Annotated in this window: 15 protein-coding genes; 4 read left to right on the forward strand and 11 right to left on the reverse strand. The window is 41.8% G+C overall.

From position 1 onward, the window contains the following. Positions 1–3: 3 nt before the first annotated feature. From skp to rpsB, 10 genes are all read right to left on the reverse strand, one after another. On the reverse strand, positions 4–498 hold the full coding sequence (gene skp, locus PROVRUST_RS06940; RefSeq protein WP_006814038.1) for a molecular chaperone Skp: 495 nt from the start codon (positions 496–498) through the stop codon (positions 4–6). An 86-nt stretch (positions 499–584) separates the two neighbouring features. Continuing rightward, the gene (gene bamA, locus PROVRUST_RS06945; protein WP_006814039.1) at positions 585–2,999 is read right to left on the reverse strand and encodes an outer membrane protein assembly factor BamA; all 2,415 of its coding nucleotides are present in this window, start codon (positions 2,997–2,999) and stop codon (positions 585–587) included. Between the two features lie 42 nt (positions 3,000–3,041). Further along, positions 3,042–4,394: a sigma E protease regulator RseP gene (rseP, locus tag PROVRUST_RS06950; protein ID WP_006814040.1), complete on the reverse strand. Its 1,353-nt coding sequence runs from the start codon at positions 4,392–4,394 to the stop codon at positions 3,042–3,044. A gap of 8 nt (positions 4,395–4,402) precedes the next feature. Then, positions 4,403–5,269 carry a phosphatidate cytidylyltransferase gene (cdsA, locus tag PROVRUST_RS06955; protein ID WP_006814041.1) on the reverse strand — a complete coding sequence of 289 codons (867 nt, stop codon included), beginning with the start codon at positions 5,267–5,269 and terminating at the stop codon, positions 4,403–4,405. 6 nt (positions 5,270–5,275) lie between these two features. Next, the gene (gene uppS, locus PROVRUST_RS06960; RefSeq protein ID WP_006814042.1) at positions 5,276–6,028 is read right to left on the reverse strand and encodes a polyprenyl diphosphate synthase; all 753 of its coding nucleotides are present in this window, start codon (positions 6,026–6,028) and stop codon (positions 5,276–5,278) included. Positions 6,029–6,213: 185 nt separating this feature from the next. Continuing rightward, positions 6,214–7,407 (reverse strand): 1-deoxy-D-xylulose-5-phosphate reductoisomerase, encoded by a 1,194-nt coding sequence (gene ispC / locus PROVRUST_RS06965; protein WP_006814043.1) that lies wholly within the window; start codon positions 7,405–7,407, stop codon positions 6,214–6,216. Positions 7,408–7,556: 149 nt separating this feature from the next. Next, the gene (gene frr / locus PROVRUST_RS06970) at positions 7,557–8,114 is read right to left on the reverse strand and encodes a ribosome recycling factor (RefSeq protein WP_006814044.1); all 558 of its coding nucleotides are present in this window, start codon (positions 8,112–8,114) and stop codon (positions 7,557–7,559) included. Between the two features lie 108 nt (positions 8,115–8,222). Next, positions 8,223–8,951, reverse strand: a complete 729-nt coding sequence (pyrH, locus tag PROVRUST_RS06975; protein WP_006814045.1) for a UMP kinase — start codon at positions 8,949–8,951, stop codon at positions 8,223–8,225. 187 nt (positions 8,952–9,138) lie between these two features. Beyond that, on the reverse strand, positions 9,139–9,990 hold the full coding sequence (gene tsf, locus PROVRUST_RS06980) for a translation elongation factor Ts (protein ID WP_006814046.1): 852 nt from the start codon (positions 9,988–9,990) through the stop codon (positions 9,139–9,141). Between the two features lie 134 nt (positions 9,991–10,124). After that, the gene (gene rpsB, locus PROVRUST_RS06985) at positions 10,125–10,850 is read right to left on the reverse strand and encodes a 30S ribosomal protein S2 (RefSeq protein WP_006814047.1); all 726 of its coding nucleotides are present in this window, start codon (positions 10,848–10,850) and stop codon (positions 10,125–10,127) included. Between the two features lie 643 nt (positions 10,851–11,493). On the opposite strand from rpsB, the gene map reads away from it, so the two are divergent. The 4 genes from map to PROVRUST_RS07005 all read left to right on the forward strand — a co-directional run bounded on the left by map (position 11,494) and on the right by PROVRUST_RS07005 (position 16,734). Then, positions 11,494–12,291 (forward strand): type I methionyl aminopeptidase, encoded by a 798-nt coding sequence (gene map, locus PROVRUST_RS06990; protein ID WP_006814048.1) that lies wholly within the window; start codon positions 11,494–11,496, stop codon positions 12,289–12,291. A gap of 106 nt (positions 12,292–12,397) precedes the next feature. Next, positions 12,398–15,037: a bifunctional uridylyltransferase/uridylyl-removing protein GlnD gene (gene glnD, locus PROVRUST_RS06995; RefSeq protein ID WP_006814049.1), complete on the forward strand. Its 2,640-nt coding sequence runs from the start codon at positions 12,398–12,400 to the stop codon at positions 15,035–15,037. A gap of 62 nt (positions 15,038–15,099) precedes the next feature. Next, positions 15,100–15,927 (forward strand): 2,3,4,5-tetrahydropyridine-2,6-dicarboxylate N-succinyltransferase, encoded by an 828-nt coding sequence (dapD, locus tag PROVRUST_RS07000; RefSeq protein WP_006814050.1) that lies wholly within the window; start codon positions 15,100–15,102, stop codon positions 15,925–15,927. Between the two features lie 420 nt (positions 15,928–16,347). Continuing rightward, positions 16,348–16,734 (forward strand): DUF3461 family protein, encoded by a 387-nt coding sequence (locus PROVRUST_RS07005; protein ID WP_006814051.1) that lies wholly within the window; start codon positions 16,348–16,350, stop codon positions 16,732–16,734. An 82-nt stretch (positions 16,735–16,816) separates the two neighbouring features. Here the strand turns inward: PROVRUST_RS07005 and PROVRUST_RS07010 are convergent, their stop codons facing one another. Next, positions 16,817–17,269 carry a flavodoxin gene (locus PROVRUST_RS07010; protein WP_006814052.1) on the reverse strand — a complete coding sequence of 151 codons (453 nt, stop codon included), beginning with the start codon at positions 17,267–17,269 and terminating at the stop codon, positions 16,817–16,819. Between the last annotated feature and the right edge of the window lie 4 nt (positions 17,270–17,273).

Raw genomic sequence — 17,273 nt, forward strand, 5'->3', positions numbered from 1 at the left:
CTATTATTTAACCTGCTTTTGAACCTGACTAGTGATATCGATACCATCTTTTGCATACGCAACTGCGTTTGCATCGATAACAACATCATAGCCTTCTTTCGCAGCAACAGATTTAATAGAATCTTGGATACGGCTCAGAATTTTATTGCGCTCTTCAGATTGACGACGACGGTTGTCTTCTTCAAACTTCTGTGCTTTTTCAGCGAATTGGTCACGTTTAGTGATTAGCTCTTTTTCCAGCTTTTCGCGCTCGCTTGTGCTCATTGTCGCACCATCACGACGTAGTTTTTCTACGCGTGATTGCAGATCTTTTTCCAGATTTTGCAATTCAGTTGCACGACTTTTGAATTCACTTTCAAGCTGTTTAGCAACGGATTCACGTGCTGGCATCTTCTGGAAAATTTCACCAACGTTTACGATAGCGATTTTTTCAGCATAAGCACCCGCAGACATTGCTAAAGCAATACTCACACCCGCTGCACACAACAATTTTTTCACACTAAACTCCTTAACCCATTCTTATGGCTGGAAATTTTGGTTGCCCTCATTCAATATGAGGGCTTAGTTCGATAGAGACTGGGGACTTACCAAGTTCTACCAATATTAAATTGGAACTGTTCTGATTTATCGCCTTCGTAATCCTTAATAGGTTGCGCATAGGAGAAGACCAGAGGTCCAAGCGGCGAAATCCACTGTAAAGCAAGACCCGTAGATACACGGACATTGGTTGCATTACCGTAGTCAGGCATGCCTTTACGCCACTCTGGATTAATACTATTCCAATTGGTATCCCAAACCGTACCCGCATCCACAAACAGTGAGGTACGGATCGTATTCGCATATTTTTCGTCAATAAATGGTGTTGGTGTAATCAGCTCAAATGATGCTGTATACATTGCATTACCACCAACCGCATCGCTCGATGGGCTGCCTGGCTCTGGAACTGCCACACCATTGACCGATTTCAAGTAAACGGCTTTAGGACCAATGTTATTCGAACGGAAACCACGAATAGAGCTGGAGCCACCCGCATAGAAGTTCTCATAGAATGGCATTTGCTTACTGCCGATACCATCACCATAACCCGCTTGTGCTCGACCTAACACAACCCAAGTTTCATCATCATTTATTGGGTAATAATGTGCGGTATCAAAACGCAGTTTATAGTATTCGTTATCAGAACCAGGGACTGTAACCTTACCTGAAACGCTGGTTTTATTACCCGATGTTGGGAAGAAACCACGGTTTAAGGAGTTATATGTCCAACCAACGTTCAATGTAAAGTCATCGGCTCTAAAGCTTTCTTTATTACGACCATCTGCTGTGACAGGCGGATTTTGCCCCATTGAATCGAGGTAATCCCACATTGCGGCTTGAGCTCGCATGTCAGATAAATCGTTATGAACATAACCCGCACCAACACGGAATGAGTTATTTTCATTGAATGGGAAACTTAAGAAGCTATCAAGACCATAGGTTTTGTTGTTATAGCCTGATAAATCCGCATCTTTAGCGCTAAAGTCGTTATAGAAAATACGCCCACCCAAACTCACCCCGTTAACGGTGAAGTAAGGGTCAGTCATTGAAAATTCTACGTTGGTTGAGTAGTCGTTTCGGCTCGCGTTAATACCAACCGCATTACCTGTACCTAACCAGTTATCCTGAGTCACACCGACTTGGAAACTCACGCCACTTTCAGTACCAAAACCAACACCAAAGTTCATAGAACCCGTGTTACGCTCTTTAACTTTATAAATGACATCAACTTGGTCAGCACTGCCAGGAATACGTTGAGTTTCAACATCTACCGTTTCAAAGAAACCTGTACGATTCAGACGTTCTTTACCTAATTCGACAAGATCATTACCTAACCAAGCACCTTCCATCTGACGCATTTCACGGCGTAAAACAGAATCCTTACTGGTATCGTTACCTTGGAAACGAATTTGGCGAACATAGAAACGGTTACCAGCATCCACATTGACATGCAACTTAACCGTTTTATCTGCATCATTAATTTCAGGCTGAGTCATTACACGCGGATATGCGTAGCCATAGCGACCAAACAGATCTTTAATCTTGTTTTCCATCTGAGTCACTTGAGCACCGTTGTATAATTCACCCGGTGTAATCGTGATTAACTCTTTGATGTCCGCTAAATGCTCTGCCGTATTACCATTAACTTCAACTCCGGAGATTTTGTATTGATCCCCTTCAGTAATATTAATTGTAATATAAATATCTTTTTTGTCTGGCGTCAGGCTCACTTGAGTGGAATCGATATTAAAACGGGCATAACCACGATCAAGATAAAAACTGCGTAAAGTTTCTAAGTCACCCGCCAGTTTTTGCTTCTGATACTTTTGGTCAGCCGCTAAGTTCCACCAAGGCACATCGTCACGTAATTGGAGTTTATTCACCAATTCTGCGGTTGGATAATTTTTATTACCCACAATGTTGATCTGCTGAATTTTTGCAGATACGCCTTCAGAGAACACAAATTTTAAATCGACACGGTTACGTGGCAATGGAGTTACCACCGCTTTTACTGTCGCATTATATTTACCAACGCTGTAGTAAAAGTCTTCTAAACCTTTCTCTATATTCGCAATTTTAGTGCGGTCTAATGCTTCACCCACACGGACATTTGATGCTTCCAAGTTCTGCTTCAGCATGTCATCTTTTACAGATTTATTGCCTGTAAAAGTGATACTTGCGATGGTTGGTCGTTCTTTAACTTGAACGATCAGCGTGTTTCCATCACGCAGGACCCTAACATCTTCGAAGTTACCAGTAGAGAATAATGAACGGATTGAACGACTAATATCGTCGTTATCAACTGAATCACCGACCCTAACAGGCATGTTCAATAATGCTGCACCAACGGCGACGCGTTGTAGACCTTCGAAACGAATGTCTTTAACTACGAATCCGTCTGAACCGTATGCAGTGGCGCTACCTAAAAGCAGCGACGCTATGAGCAACTTTTTCATCGCCATCGTTGTTATGCGTATTCCTTACTGGTCCCAAGCTTTCAAAAATTAGAAGCGAGAGAAATCATTAAAAAGTGCAAGTCCCATTAACAGAATCAATGCCATTGCACCTATCCGAAAACTAAAGTCTTGAACTCGCTCAGACACTGGGCTTCCCTTAATTTTTTCAATTAATAAGAAGAGTAAGTGCCCCCCATCTAACACAGGCAATGGAAATAAATTGATGATGCCTAGGTTTACGCTAATCAGCGCAATAAACATCAAATAATATACCAAGCCTGATTCAGCCGAAACCCCCGCGCCTTTCGCGATAGATACCGGACCACTCAAGTTATTGAGTTTGACATCCCCAACAACTAATTTACCCATCATATTGACTGTCAGTTTCATTAACTGCCAAGTCTTATCGCTAGCTTGAAATAGCGCAGATAACGGATCATACTCCTGCACCATTTTATACTCATCAGCTAACGGTAGCACTGATAATTCAACGCCAGCAAGCCCAACTTTTTCTCCTCGTTTTCCATCTTGGCTATCCGGAGTCAATGTTAAAGGCACTTGTTGCTGATTTCTTTCTACGATTAATTTCAGTGGTGTCCCCGGATTAGCCCGAATAATTTTCGTTACTGGATTCCAAATATCCAGAGCTTCTCCGTTAACACTAATAATTCTATCTCCGGGTTTTAAACCGGCACGAGCACCTGCTAAGCCTTCAGTCACTTTGAGGATGACTGGGTCTACCTTGGCAGATACTGGCATAATGCCAATCGACAAAATTGGATCTTGTTTTTCAGGATCAAATTGCCAAGAGGTCAAGTCTGCTGTTTTTGAAACTGGCTCATTATATCCTTGAGGCAAAACTTGTGCAGTAAATTCCCGATCACCAATTTTACCCACTAAGGCTAAACGAACAGAATTCCAATCAGGTGTTTCGATACCATCGATCGATTTTAGTTCCATTTTAGGCTCAAAATTTGCTTGAGCTGCAATAGAACCCGGCTTGATATCCTCGATGACGGGGCGCACGGATGGAATCCCAATCATAAACACAATCCAGTAGACAACAATAGCTAGTAAAAAGTTCGCTAGCGGACCTGCACTAATAATGGCAGCTCGTTGCCCAACTGTTTTATTGTTAAACGCAAGATGCCTACGTTCTGGTGCAACTTCACCAACACGCTCATCAAGCATTTTGACATAACCCCCTAGAGGGATCAGCGCCAATACAAACTCGGTACCGTGTTTATCGACTTTACGCCAAAGCGTTTTACCAAACCCAATAGAAAATCGCTCAACATAAACACCACAACGGCGAGCGACCCAATAATGACCAAATTCGTGTACTGTAATCAGTACACCTATTGCAATAATAAATGCCGCTAAGCTCCAAATGAATCCCATTGATATTCCTAAAGACCAAAACCGTTAAAAACTAACAAATTCAGCCCTGCAAATACCGGAATTGCGGCTGTCAGGCTGTCAATTCTATCAAGAATTCCACCATGCCCCGGAATCAAATGGCTACTATCTTTGATACCAGATTGACGCTTAAACATACTTTCGGTTAAGTCGCCAAATACAGATACTACAACAACAATAATTGATGTCACTAGTAAATAATCTGGCATGACAGGGATTGGGGCATATAAACTAAATAACCATGAGATGATGCCCGCAGTGATTAAACCACCAATCAATCCTTCCCATGTTTTACCTGGCGATACTTTTGGCGCCATTTTATTACGTCCGATGGTGCGCCCAAATGCATAAGCACCAGAATCTGCGCCCCAAACTAACAACATGACATATAAAAGCCACCACGCACCAAATGAGCTATCACTTTGATAACCAATAGTTCTTAACACCATCATTCCACAATAGAATGGAACAATCGTTAACACGCCAAATAATAAACGAAGAATGATAGACTTGCCCCATGAGGCAGAAGCTGGATAAGTCACGACAAGTAAAATCGCAGCGACCCACCAGATCAGTCCGGCCCATAAGCCATACAGAATAAGTGGCTCATGGGTTAGCATGGTCATGTCAGGTAAAGAAAATTGAATCGCCAACAACACCACTGCGAATACGGCCGCTAAACCAATACGTTTAGCTTGTGAATGCCACCCTGCGAACTGAGCCCATTCCCATGCCCCCAATGCACAGACTGCAATGACAACAAACCCGAAATTAGCCGGAGAAAGTAAAAATAAAGCTGCGATAACAATAGGTATTAAAATTACCGCAGTGAGTAAACGATACTTCAGCACATCCATCCCCTTTTATTTGACGAGTTCGTCATCTGATTCAGCCCCACCATAGCGACGCTCACGTTGACTAAAAGCATCCACTGCACTCTGAAATACTGTCTCATCAAAATCTGGCCATAACACGTTAGTGAAATAAAACTCTGCGTAAGCGACTTGCCATAATAAAAAATTACTAATGCGGTGTTCTCCACCTGTACGAATAACCAAATCTACATTTTCTTGGTCATGCATACAAATATGCTGACTAATTGCACATTCATCCACATCATCGATAGAAAGCTCACCACGACTGACTTTGCCATAAACTTGTTTGACGCTGTTAACAATATCCCATCTACCACCATAATTTGCTGCGATGTTTAGCTGTAAACCCGTATTGTCTGCAGTTAACGCTTCCGCTTTATCAATTCTTTTTCTTAACGTTTCACTAAAACGGCTAACATCACCAATAATTTTGAGTTTTACATTATTTTTATGGAGATTTTTAACTTCGTTATCTAATGCAAAAACAAACAGATCCATCAACGAACTCACTTCTTTTTCTGGTCGTTTCCAGTTTTCGCTGCTGAATGCGTAAAGAGTGAGTGAACTAATTTTATTCTTTACCGCAAAACGCACAGAACTACGTACAGATTCAACACCTGCTCGATGACCAGTAATTCTGAATTTTCCTCTCTGTTTAGCCCATCGTCCATTACCATCCATTATGATAGCAACATGCTTCGGCATCATAGATTCAGAGAGATTTTCACCACTAGAGTTCATTAAATGTTAATCCTTGTCTGTACTACTTGGAAATCCGGCTCAATCATAACGCTTATGATTACATTTGCTGATAAGACACATCCTTTAATTTGAAGACTGCTGATATTGTCTCTATTTTTCAACATAGCCACACATATTAAAGATATATTATAGTTATCAGCAACTAAATAAATCACATATCAAGATTAAAATTCTTGAGAAATGAGTTGAGTTGTTTCACGACGAGCACAAGCATCGATTTCTAAGACCTCATCAATGGATGCTGGTTCCGAAAAATGAAGTTTATCCATAATCTTACGATTAATTTTTGCGATATCCGTAAAACGGATTTTTTCTTCTAAGAAAGCTGCAACCGTAATTTCATTCGCACCATTCAGTGCCGTTGTTGCCGCTTGGCCTTGGTGACAGGCATCAATAGCTAATTTTAGGCAAGGATAGCGTTGATAGTCAGGTTCAACAAATGTTAATGAAGATAACGTTGTAAAATCTAATGCTTTTGCACCTGAGATAATACGTTGAGGATAGGCCATGCTGTAAGAAATAGGTGTACGCATATCTGGCGTTCCTAGCTGGGCGATAACACTACCATCCCGATAACGCACCATTGAGTGAATCACAGACTGAGGATGAATAATGACTTCCATCTGTGTTTCATTAGCATTGAAGAAATAGCAAGCTTCAATATATTCCAAGCCTTTATTCATCATTGTCGCTGAATCGACCGAAATTTTACGCCCCATAGACCAATTAGGATGATTACACGCTTCATCAGGCGTCACATTATCTAGGTAAGATAATGCTGTATCTCTAAATGGGCCACCAGATCCGGTCAATACGATGCTGGAAATACCCGACTTGGTCAGATCTGCAAAGCCTAAATTTAATTGAATCTCGGTAGGTAAGCTTTGGAAAATTGCATTATGCTCACTATCAATAGGAAAGACCGTTGCATTATGTTCACGAATCGCATTAAAGAATAAACGTCCACTAGTGATCAGTGACTCTTTATTCGCTAATAATATTCTTTTTCCTTTACGGATCGCCGCCAAAGTAGGTAATAAACCTGCAACACCCGTGATAGCCGACATAACTTGATCAGCTTCATCTAACCCAGCTAGCTCAATCGCAGATTCTCGACCCGATAACACTTCAGTTTTACAATTATTTTCGGTCAGAATAATGCGTAATTCCTTTGCTGCGTGTTCATCTGCCATCGAAACATATTTTGGATTGAATTCTAGGCACTGGCTAGCCATTTCAGCCACATTTTTACCTGCAACTAAAGCAACAATTTGAAATTTTTCAGGATTTTGGCGAACAACAGAAAGTGTACTTGTACCGATTGAACCTGTAGAACCCAGGATAGTAAGACGTTTCATAGTGATCAGATACTCTGTATTAATTCAATACTGAGATTATATCAGCTTAGAGATAAGAAAGGATTGTTTAATAGAAATGATAAATAATAAAGCCATGCTAAAGCACACTTTTAAAAAATGTGTTCAGATGGCTTTATTATCAAGATGGATTAAAACTCCATCAACTCCGCTTCTTTTTGCGCTAATGCCTCATCAACTTTCTTGATAAAACTATCAGTCAGCTTTTGGATATCATCCTGAGAACGGCGTTCATCATCTTCACTGATTTCTTTATCTTTCAGTAAAGCTTTAACTTTATCGTTAGCATCACGACGGACGTTACGAATAGCAATACGACCTTGCTCTGCCTCACCACGAACGACTTTGATTAAGTCTTTACGACGTTCTTCAGTCAACGCTGGGAGTGGAACACGGATTACTGTACCTGCTGATGATGGATTCAGACCTAAGTCAGACGCCATAATTGCTTTCTCAATCGCTGGAGACATAGAGCGATCGAATACAGAAATTGCTAATGTACGAGAGTCTTCAACTGTCACGTTCGCTAGTTGGCGTAAAGGTGTTGCAGAACCATAATATTCAACTACGATGCCATCTAACAGGCTTGGGGACGCACGACCAGTACGAATTTTACTGATTTGACTTTTTAGTGCTTCAAGGCTCTTTTCCATACGGTCTTGAGCATCTTTTTGGATTTCGTTAATCACGTTATCAACCCTTAAGAACTTGTTATTAACGGCCGCAAAGCAGCCTCGCTTAAATTGTCTGAATTTACTTTAGATAATACATTTAAACTCAGACCATGTCTCTGAGTATTAATTGTGAGAAATCAGAGTTCCTTCATTCTCGCCCATCACAACACGACGTAACGCACCTGGCTTATTCATGTTAAAAACACGAATTGGTAGGTTGTGATCGCGAGCCAGAGTGAATGCAGCTAAATCCATAACTTTCAATTCACGCTCAAGGACTTCTTGATAATTCAAATTTTCATACAGAACGGCATCAGGGTCTTTAGCAGGATCTGAAGAGTATACGCCATCAACTTTTGTGGCTTTCAATACAACATCAGCTTCAATTTCAATGCCGCGTAAGCATGCTGCTGAGTCCGTTGTGAAGAATGGATTTCCTGTTCCCGCAGAAAAAATAACCACACGGCCATGACGTAGCAGGCTAATAGCTTCAGCCCAGCTATAGTTATCACACACGCCATTCAGTGGAATTGCAGACATTAATCTTGCATTCACATATGCTCGGTGCAGCGCATCTCGCATTGCAAGACCATTCATCACTGTTGCCAGCATCCCCATATGGTCGCCAACAACGCGGTTCATGCCAGCTTGTGCTAAACCCGCACCACGGAACAAGTTACCACCACCAATAACCACACCGACCTGTATACCCAGTTCTATAAGTTCTTTGATTTCCTGAGCCATACGATCTAAAACGCTAGCATCGATACCAAAACCTTCTGCGCCTTGTAGAGCTTCGCCACTTAGCTTAAGCAGAATTCGCTGATAAACGGGTTTTGCATTGGTTGCCATGAGTTGTGTCCTAACAGGTAATTATTGGAGTTACATATATAGAGTTATCAATAACCCTATATGACGAAAATTCATTTTATATCAATATTACACAAAATAGTTCAAGTTAAACGAAGCTAGCGCACATGTAGCTTGAAATATAAAGTGTATTAAAGAAAGGCCGCCAATTGGCGGCCCTTTTAGTTGATTACTTGCTCATTGCAGCAACTTCTGCTGCAAAGTCAGTTTCAACTTTCTCGATACCTTCACCTACTTCATAACGGATGAAGTTAGTGACTTTAGCACCTTTTTCTTTCAGTAAGTCACCAACAGATTTGCTTGGATCCATTACGAAAGGCTGGCCAGTCAGAGAAATTTCGCCAGTAAATTTGTTCATGCGACCGATAACCATTTTTTCAGCGATTTCGCGTGGTTTACCAGATTGCATTGCGATGTCTAACTGAATTTGGTGCTCATGAGCAACAACATCAGCTGGAACGTTGTCTGGGGTTACATATTCTGGCTTGCTTGCAGCAATGTGCATAGCGATATGCTTCAGCAGTTCTTCATCTGCGCCTTCAGCGGCAACTAGAACACCGATACGTGCGCCGTGCAGGTAGCTACCTACTTGTGCGCCTTCCAGAATTGCAACGCGACGAATATTGATGTTTTCACCAATTTTCGCAACTAAAGCAGTACGAGCTTCTTCGAATTTTGCTTTCAGAGCATCGATGTCAGCGTTTTTATCAGCAACAACTGATGCTAATACTTCTTTACCGAATGCTAGGAAACCAGCATCTTTAGCAACGAAGTCAGTTTCGCAGTTCAGTTCGATCAACGCGCCAGTTTTACCATCATTGAAAACTTCAGTCAGGATAACGCCTTCAGCAGCAACACGGCCTGCTTTTTTAGCTGCTTTCGCTTGACCTGATTTACGCATGTTGTCGATTGCTAATTCGATATCGCCATTAGCTTCAACTAGTGCTTTTTTACATTCCATCATACCTGCGCCAGTACGTTCGCGCAGTTCTTTTACCAATGCAGCGGTAATTCCAGACATGTGATTTATTCCTCGATATGCCTCGCGAGATTTTCCTCGCAAGGATAGTTCTGATTCACAGAAACAAAAGGGGCCTAGTAGGCCCCTTCTAACCAATATATAGCAATACCTGGTTAATAAGGGCTTTTGCCTTATTATTCAGCTTCTACTAAGCTTTCTTCTGCTTGAACAGCCAGATCTTGTGAACGACCTTCACGAACGGTGTTTGCAACAGCACCCAGATACAGTTTGATTGCACGGATTGCATCGTCGTTACCAGGGATAACGAAGTCGATACCGTCTGGATCAGAGTTAGTATCAACGATAGCGAAAACTGGGATACCCAAGTTGTTAGCTTCTTTGATAGCAATGTGTTCGTGGTCTGCATCGATAACGAACAGAGCGTCAGGTAAACCGCCCATATCTTTGATACCGCCTAAGCTGTTTTCTAACTTAACCAGTTCACGAGTACGCATCAGCGCTTCTTTCTTGGTCAGTTTGTCGAAAGTACCGTCTTGTGACTGAATTTCCAGATCTTTCAGGCGTTTGATTGACTGACGAACAGTTTTCCAGTTAGTCAGCATACCGCCTAACCAGCGATGGTTTACGAAATACTGGTCACAGCTGTTAGCAGCTTCTTGAACGGCTTCGCTTGCAGCACGTTTAGTACCAACAAACAGAATTTTGCCTTTACGAGAAGCAATTTTAGTCAACTCAGCCAGAGCTTCGTTGAACATTGGAACAGTCTTTTCCAAGTTGATGATATGAACTTTGTTACGAGCGCCGAAAATGAAAGGTTTCATTTTTGGGTTCCAGTAACGAGTCTGGTGACCAAAGTGAACGCCCGCTTGTAACATATCGCGCATGGAAACAGTTGCCATTTTATACCTCTGAATATAAGTAATTGGGGTTATGCCTCCACGAATCCCATGCTACCGACTCTAAAGCTGCGTCTAAACGCATAAGAGCACCCCGGTGCACGTGCCGATCCGTGTGTGTTATTACACAATTGAGTTTGAGTTTACGCTAATCCACTTGAACCTGAGATCTGCACCTAGCGCTCAAAAATGAACACCCAAATGAGATAAGAAGAAAAATATGGATTGCCGGCGCGCTTTATACCATAAAACAGAGTTGCAATCCAATATTTGTTGCTTTTTTCGCTGATAAAAATCGAATATGGTGTCGTGATATCACCGGAGTGATGGTCTAATTTAGTGGTACAACAAAACAATACCTAAACTATAATCTAAAAAATGGGTTTATTCGAATTGAGAAACTCATTTTTTGCAATTTGTGCTACAAAAGGCTCAATTTGAACAAACTGAGATAGCCATGTGGCTTACCCTTTAGGCCTTGGTTGGCAACTCAACATATCTCCTACTATTTGGTAGATAGTTGGCAGAAAATGCGGTGACTGTTACCATACCGCTATCAATGGTAAAAATGTCGCAACAATTGCCCATTTCAACCGCCTTTATTTAACATGTCGCAAATTCTTGCGGACATATATGGACTGAACTCATGGCTATTATTATTAAGACTGAAGAAGATATTCAGAAAATGCGTGTTGCTGGTCGACTAGCAGCTGAAGTGTTAGAGATGATCGCTCCGCATGTAGTGCCGGGAGTCAGTACAGGTGAACTTGATCGTCTGTGCCACAAACACATTGTTGAGCAACAACAAGCGATCCCAGCCTGCCTTGACTACCATGGCTTCCCAAAATCCGTTTGTATCTCTGTCAACGATGTTATCTGTCACGGTATTCCAAGTGACGATAAAATTCTGAAAGATGGAGACGTAGTAAACATTGATGTGACCGTTATTAAAGATGAATTCCACGGCGATACCTCAAAAATGTTTATCGTAGGTAAACCTACCATTCAAGGCGAGCGCCTGTGTCAAGTGACACAAGAAAGCCTCTACCTCGCTATTCGCATGGTAAAACCGGGGATCCGTTTACGTACCATTGGTAAAGCCATCCAAGAATTCGTTGAAAAACAAGACCTATCTGTCGTTCGCGAATACTGCGGCCATGGTATTGGTAAAGGTTTCCATGAAGAGCCGCAAGTTCTGCACTATGACGCAGATGACAGCGGTGTAATTCTGCAAAAAGGGATGACATTCACTATTGAGCCTATGGTTAATACTGGGGATTACCGTATTCGTACTATGAAAGATGGCTGGACGGTAAAAACCAAAGATAGAGGCTTATCCGCACAGTATGAACATACTTTAGTGGTTACTGATAATGGCTGTGAAATTCTGACACTACGTAAAGAAGAAGAGCCATTTATCTCAGCGGTTCTTATCAACGAATAATCATCTTCTTAGCTCCTCTTATTGGGGAGCTTGTTTCTCTGTTCATCCTTCCAGAAAAAACGTAAGCTGGTCATAATTTCTGTATGGCTATCAACACGGACAGAGAATGATGACGGCACCTTCAAACAGCTACCTATCACCAACCCTATTTCACCCTTCCGATCTCGAGTTATCAACATTACGGCAACACGTTGACCAATTTGATGCGTGCCAAGAAACCGCCTTTCACCAAGGCCAAAATGTTGCGGATTTAATACATGCTCGTAGCGACTATCTTGATGCCTTATTAACCAAGCTATGGCAAGCCTACCAGTTTGATCAATACGCCGATATGTCACTCATCGCCGTCGGAGGATATGGTCGCCACGAACTTCATCCATTATCTGACATTGATATTTTGGTACTCAGTCAACAACCTTTACCTGATGAGATTGCCACCAAAGTGGGTCAATTCATCACATTCCTCTGGGATCTACGATTTGATATTGGGCATAGTGTCCGCTCACTCGAAGAATGTATCGAAGCAGGTAAAGCAGATTTAACCGTCGCGACGAACCTGATTGAGTCACGCCTAATTTGTGGCGATATCACCCTATTTTTGACATTACAAAAAACTATTTTTAGTGATGAATTTTGGCCTTCAGCCACCTTTTTTGCTGCCAAAATTGAAGAACAACAAGAACGCCATCAGCGTTATCACAGTACCAGTTATAATCTAGAACCCGATATTAAAAGTAGTCCCGGAGGCTTGCGAGATGTGCATACCTTGCTCTGGGTTGGTCGCCGTCATTTTGGTGCTACCACCGTTGATGAAATGGTTGGCTTTGGTTTCCTAACCGAGGAAGAACGCCAAGAGTTAAAAGAGTGCCTCACTTTTTTATGGAAAGTCCGTTTTGCCTTGCATCTAGAAGTCAAACGCTACGATAACCGCCTATTATTTGATCGCCAATTTAGTGTTGCGCGCGCCTTAGGCTACGATGGGGATAAAAATCAACCCGTCGAGCGTATGATGAAAGATTTCTATCGCGTTACTCGCCGAGTACGAGAATTGAATCAGATGCTCTTGCAGCTATTCGATGAAGCCATTCTTGCCTTAAATCCGGATGAAAAACCGCGCCCTATTGATGAAAATTTCCAGCTACGCGGCACTTTGATCGACGTGATTGATGAAATGCTATTTATCAAGCAGCCAGAAAGCATCTTGAAAATGTTCTATCAAATGGCTCGCTACCCAAATATCACGGGAATTTATTCCACCACGTTACGTCAGCTTCGTTTTGCCAGACGAAACCTTGAGATTCCACTATGCGAACTTCCCGAGGCTCGACGCTTATTTCTTAAAATATTACGTCATCCGAGAGCCATTAAAGGTGCATTTGTCCCTATGCACCTGCACAGTGTTCTAAGTGCCTACACACCGTATTGGAGCAATATTGTAGGTCAAATGCAGTTTGACCTATTTCATGCCTATACCGTGGATGAGCATACTATTCGGGTACTGCAAAAAATAGACAGCTTTACCCAAGAAGAGAATCGCCGAGAACATCCTCTTTGTGTGAGTGTGTACCCCAAAATTCTACAACCTGAATTACTACGCTTAGCGGCCATGTTTCATGATATCGCTAAAGGGCGTTCGGGTGATCACTCAGATCTTGGAGCTGAATTTGTATATGATTTTGCGATACAGCATGACTGTACAACCAAAGAAGCGGAACTTGCGGCTTGGCTGGTAAAAAAACATCTATTGATGTCAGTAACTGCTCAACGCAGAGATATCCAAGATCCCGATGTGATCAAACAATTTGCGGGAGATGTCAAATCGACCTCTCGCCTTAACTATTTGATGTGCTTAACTGTTGCTGATATTTGTGCCACGAATAGCACGCTTTGGAATAGTTGGAAACAGAGCCTGATCCGTGAACTCTATTTATCTACGGAGCACCAGCTAAACCAAGGCATGCAGAGTACACCCGATCTACGTGAGCGCATACGTCACCATCGCTACCAAGCGTTATCATTGTTACGGCTCTCCCCCTCTGATGAAGAGAAACTCAACGGATTATGGTCTCGTTGTCATGCGGATTATTTTCTACGTCATACCCCAACACAGCTAGCTTGGCACGCTAATCATCTTTTACAGCACGACCTTGCTAAACCGCTAGTATTAATCAGTACTCAATCAAAACATGGTGGCACCGAAATTTTCATCTGGTGCCATGATAAATCGCATCTATTTGCTGCAGTCGCGAGTGAATTAGATAGACGCAATTTAAGTATTCATAGCGCACAAATTTTCACCAACAAAGACAATATGGCAATGGATACCTTTGTGGTCTTAGAACCGAATGGTGCGCCTCTCGCTAAAGATAGATATGATCCTATCCGCAAAGCGTTGTTGTTGGCCATTCAACAACCCGAAGTCCAGCAACCAAAATCCCGCTCTATCCCCGCTAAATTGCGTCATTTTAGTGTGCCAACTAAAGTGAATTTTCTGCATTCCAATAATGAACGGCGTACCTATATGGAATTATTTGCCCTCGATCAACCGGGATTGTTAGCCAAAATAGGTCACATTTTTGCCCAAATGGAAATTTCACTATACGGTGCACGGATCACGACTATTGGCGAAAAAGCCGAAGACTTTTTTGTTCTTGCAGATAAAGACCACAAAGCTTTATGTAAAAATATGCAACAAGAGTTGTCAGAAAGGTTGACAGAAGCTATTAAATCGAAGGATAAATTATAGTGCCAACCTATTGAAGGCACTTTTTACCTGAAAGCATTCGAACTAAAGGAGAAATACAATTAATGCAGCAATTACAAGCGATTATTGAACAAGCATTTGAAGATCGAGCCTCTATTACGCCGAATACAGTTTCCCCTGCGGTGAAACAAGCAGTGATGGACACTATTGCTCTATTAGATAGCGGAAAACTGCGTGTAGCAGAAAAAATTGCAGGCGTCTGGGTGACCCATCAGTGGCTAAAAAAAGCCGTTCTGCTCTCTTTCCGTATTCATGATAATCAAGTGATTGAAGGTGCTGAAAGTCGTTATTTCGATAAAGTACCAATGAAATTTGCAGATTACGATAAAGCACGTTTTGAACGTGAAGGCTTTCGTGTCGTACCACCGGCAGCCGTGCGTCAAGGGGCTTATATCGCTAAAAACAGCGTATTAATGCCATCTTATGTCAATATTGGGGCTTATGTTGACGAAGGAACAATGGTTGATACATGGGCAACTGTTGGTTCATGTGCTCAAATCGGTAAAAATGTTCACTTATCAGGTGGCGTTGGTATTGGTGGTGTTCTGGAGCCATTACAAGCCAACCCAACTATTATCGAAGATAACTGCTTCATCGGCGCTCGTTCCGAAGTCGTTGAAGGCGTGATTGTTGAGGAAGGCTCCGTCATTTCAATGGGCGTTTATCTGGGGCAAAGTACCAAAATTTATGACCGTGAAACCGGCGAAATATTCTACGGTCGCGTTCCAGCGGGCTCCGTCGTCGTTTCTGGCAACCTCCCATCTAAAGATGGAAGCTACAGCCTATACTGCGCCGTGATCGTGAAAAAAGTGGATGAAAAAACTCGCGGTAAAGTTGGTATCAATGAATTATTAAGAAGCATTGACGAGTAATCTATTCTATTGTTCTCGTCTCACTCACCTCCCCTTACATTTTTAATGTGATAAGGTGATAACGCGAAGCTACCCCGAAGCGCATACCCGTATGCAAATCGGGTAGCCAAGTGCTACATGGTTTCATAATAAAAAAATCCTCCCTTTAAGCATAAACACCTACGCCAACCAGCCAGAGCCTTCCTGTTATATATCAATAACACCAGTAATATAGCGTTTTTTATTACAAACAGAGGTTGGTCAAATGAGAGAAATCGCGCATAATATGACCGAGAGTTTACTAACCGTTATCAATAAACTGCTATGATTAGATAGTTATTTTGTAACTAATCGCTTTATAAGCAAATATGGTTTAGTAAAAACGTGATCAAGAGACCGCCTTGTTTATCGACTCAGTCCCTTACAATTAAGCGAGCTAACATGTACGACAATTTGAAGAGTTTAGGTATCAGTAACCCACAAGATATCGACCGCTATTCCCTGCGCCAAGAAGCTAACAACGATATTTTAAAAATTTATTTTCGCAAAGATAAAGGTGAATTTTTCGCTAAAAGCGTAAAATTTAAATATCCACGCCAGCGTAAAACTGTTGCTGCAACCGATGGAAGCAATAACTTCAAAGAAATTAACGAGATCAATACAAATCTACGTTATGCAATTGAAGAACTTGATCAAATTTGTCAAAACGATCAACCAGATATCGATTTAAAACACAAAATTCTCGATGATTTACGTCATTTAGAACATGTTGTTTCAAATAAGATTGCTGAGATTGAAGCGGATTTGGAAAAACTGACTCGCAAGTAATAACCAATCCACTGCACCGTAAATAGCCATAAATCGGATCGTTTTTATCTGATAGAAAGATCGCCATTTACGGTGCAAAAATTTAGAGTAAATCACCCCAGGCTTGTACCCACGGCTTAGCAAACTCTTCCGGTGCATCAACTTCTGTTGCATCAATATACAAAATATCACCGAGACGACTGGCAGATTGTTCTGCTAGCAACTCATCAAATTGCTTTCCTGCCCCACAAAAATTATCGTAGCTACTATCACCCAACGCCACTAAACCATATTTCAGCTCAGGCTGATAACCTAATACATCTTTAATTTCATAAAATAGAGGCGCAATTGTGTCTGGTAAGTCCCCTTGTCCAGTGGTGGATGTCACCACTAATGCAACGCCATCCCCTGCATTATAACTTTGCCAGTCCGTTAATGTTGGCTCATCAAAAACCACCACTTCGTGGCCTTGTTGCGCTAAAATTTCTTCAGCAACTTCAGCTACCGCCAGCGAATTTCCATACACAGTTCCGACAAAAATACCCACCTTTGACATAATA

The organism is Providencia rustigianii DSM 4541 (assembly GCF_000156395.1).
Taxonomy (GTDB): domain Bacteria; phylum Pseudomonadota; class Gammaproteobacteria; order Enterobacterales; family Enterobacteriaceae; genus Providencia; species Providencia rustigianii.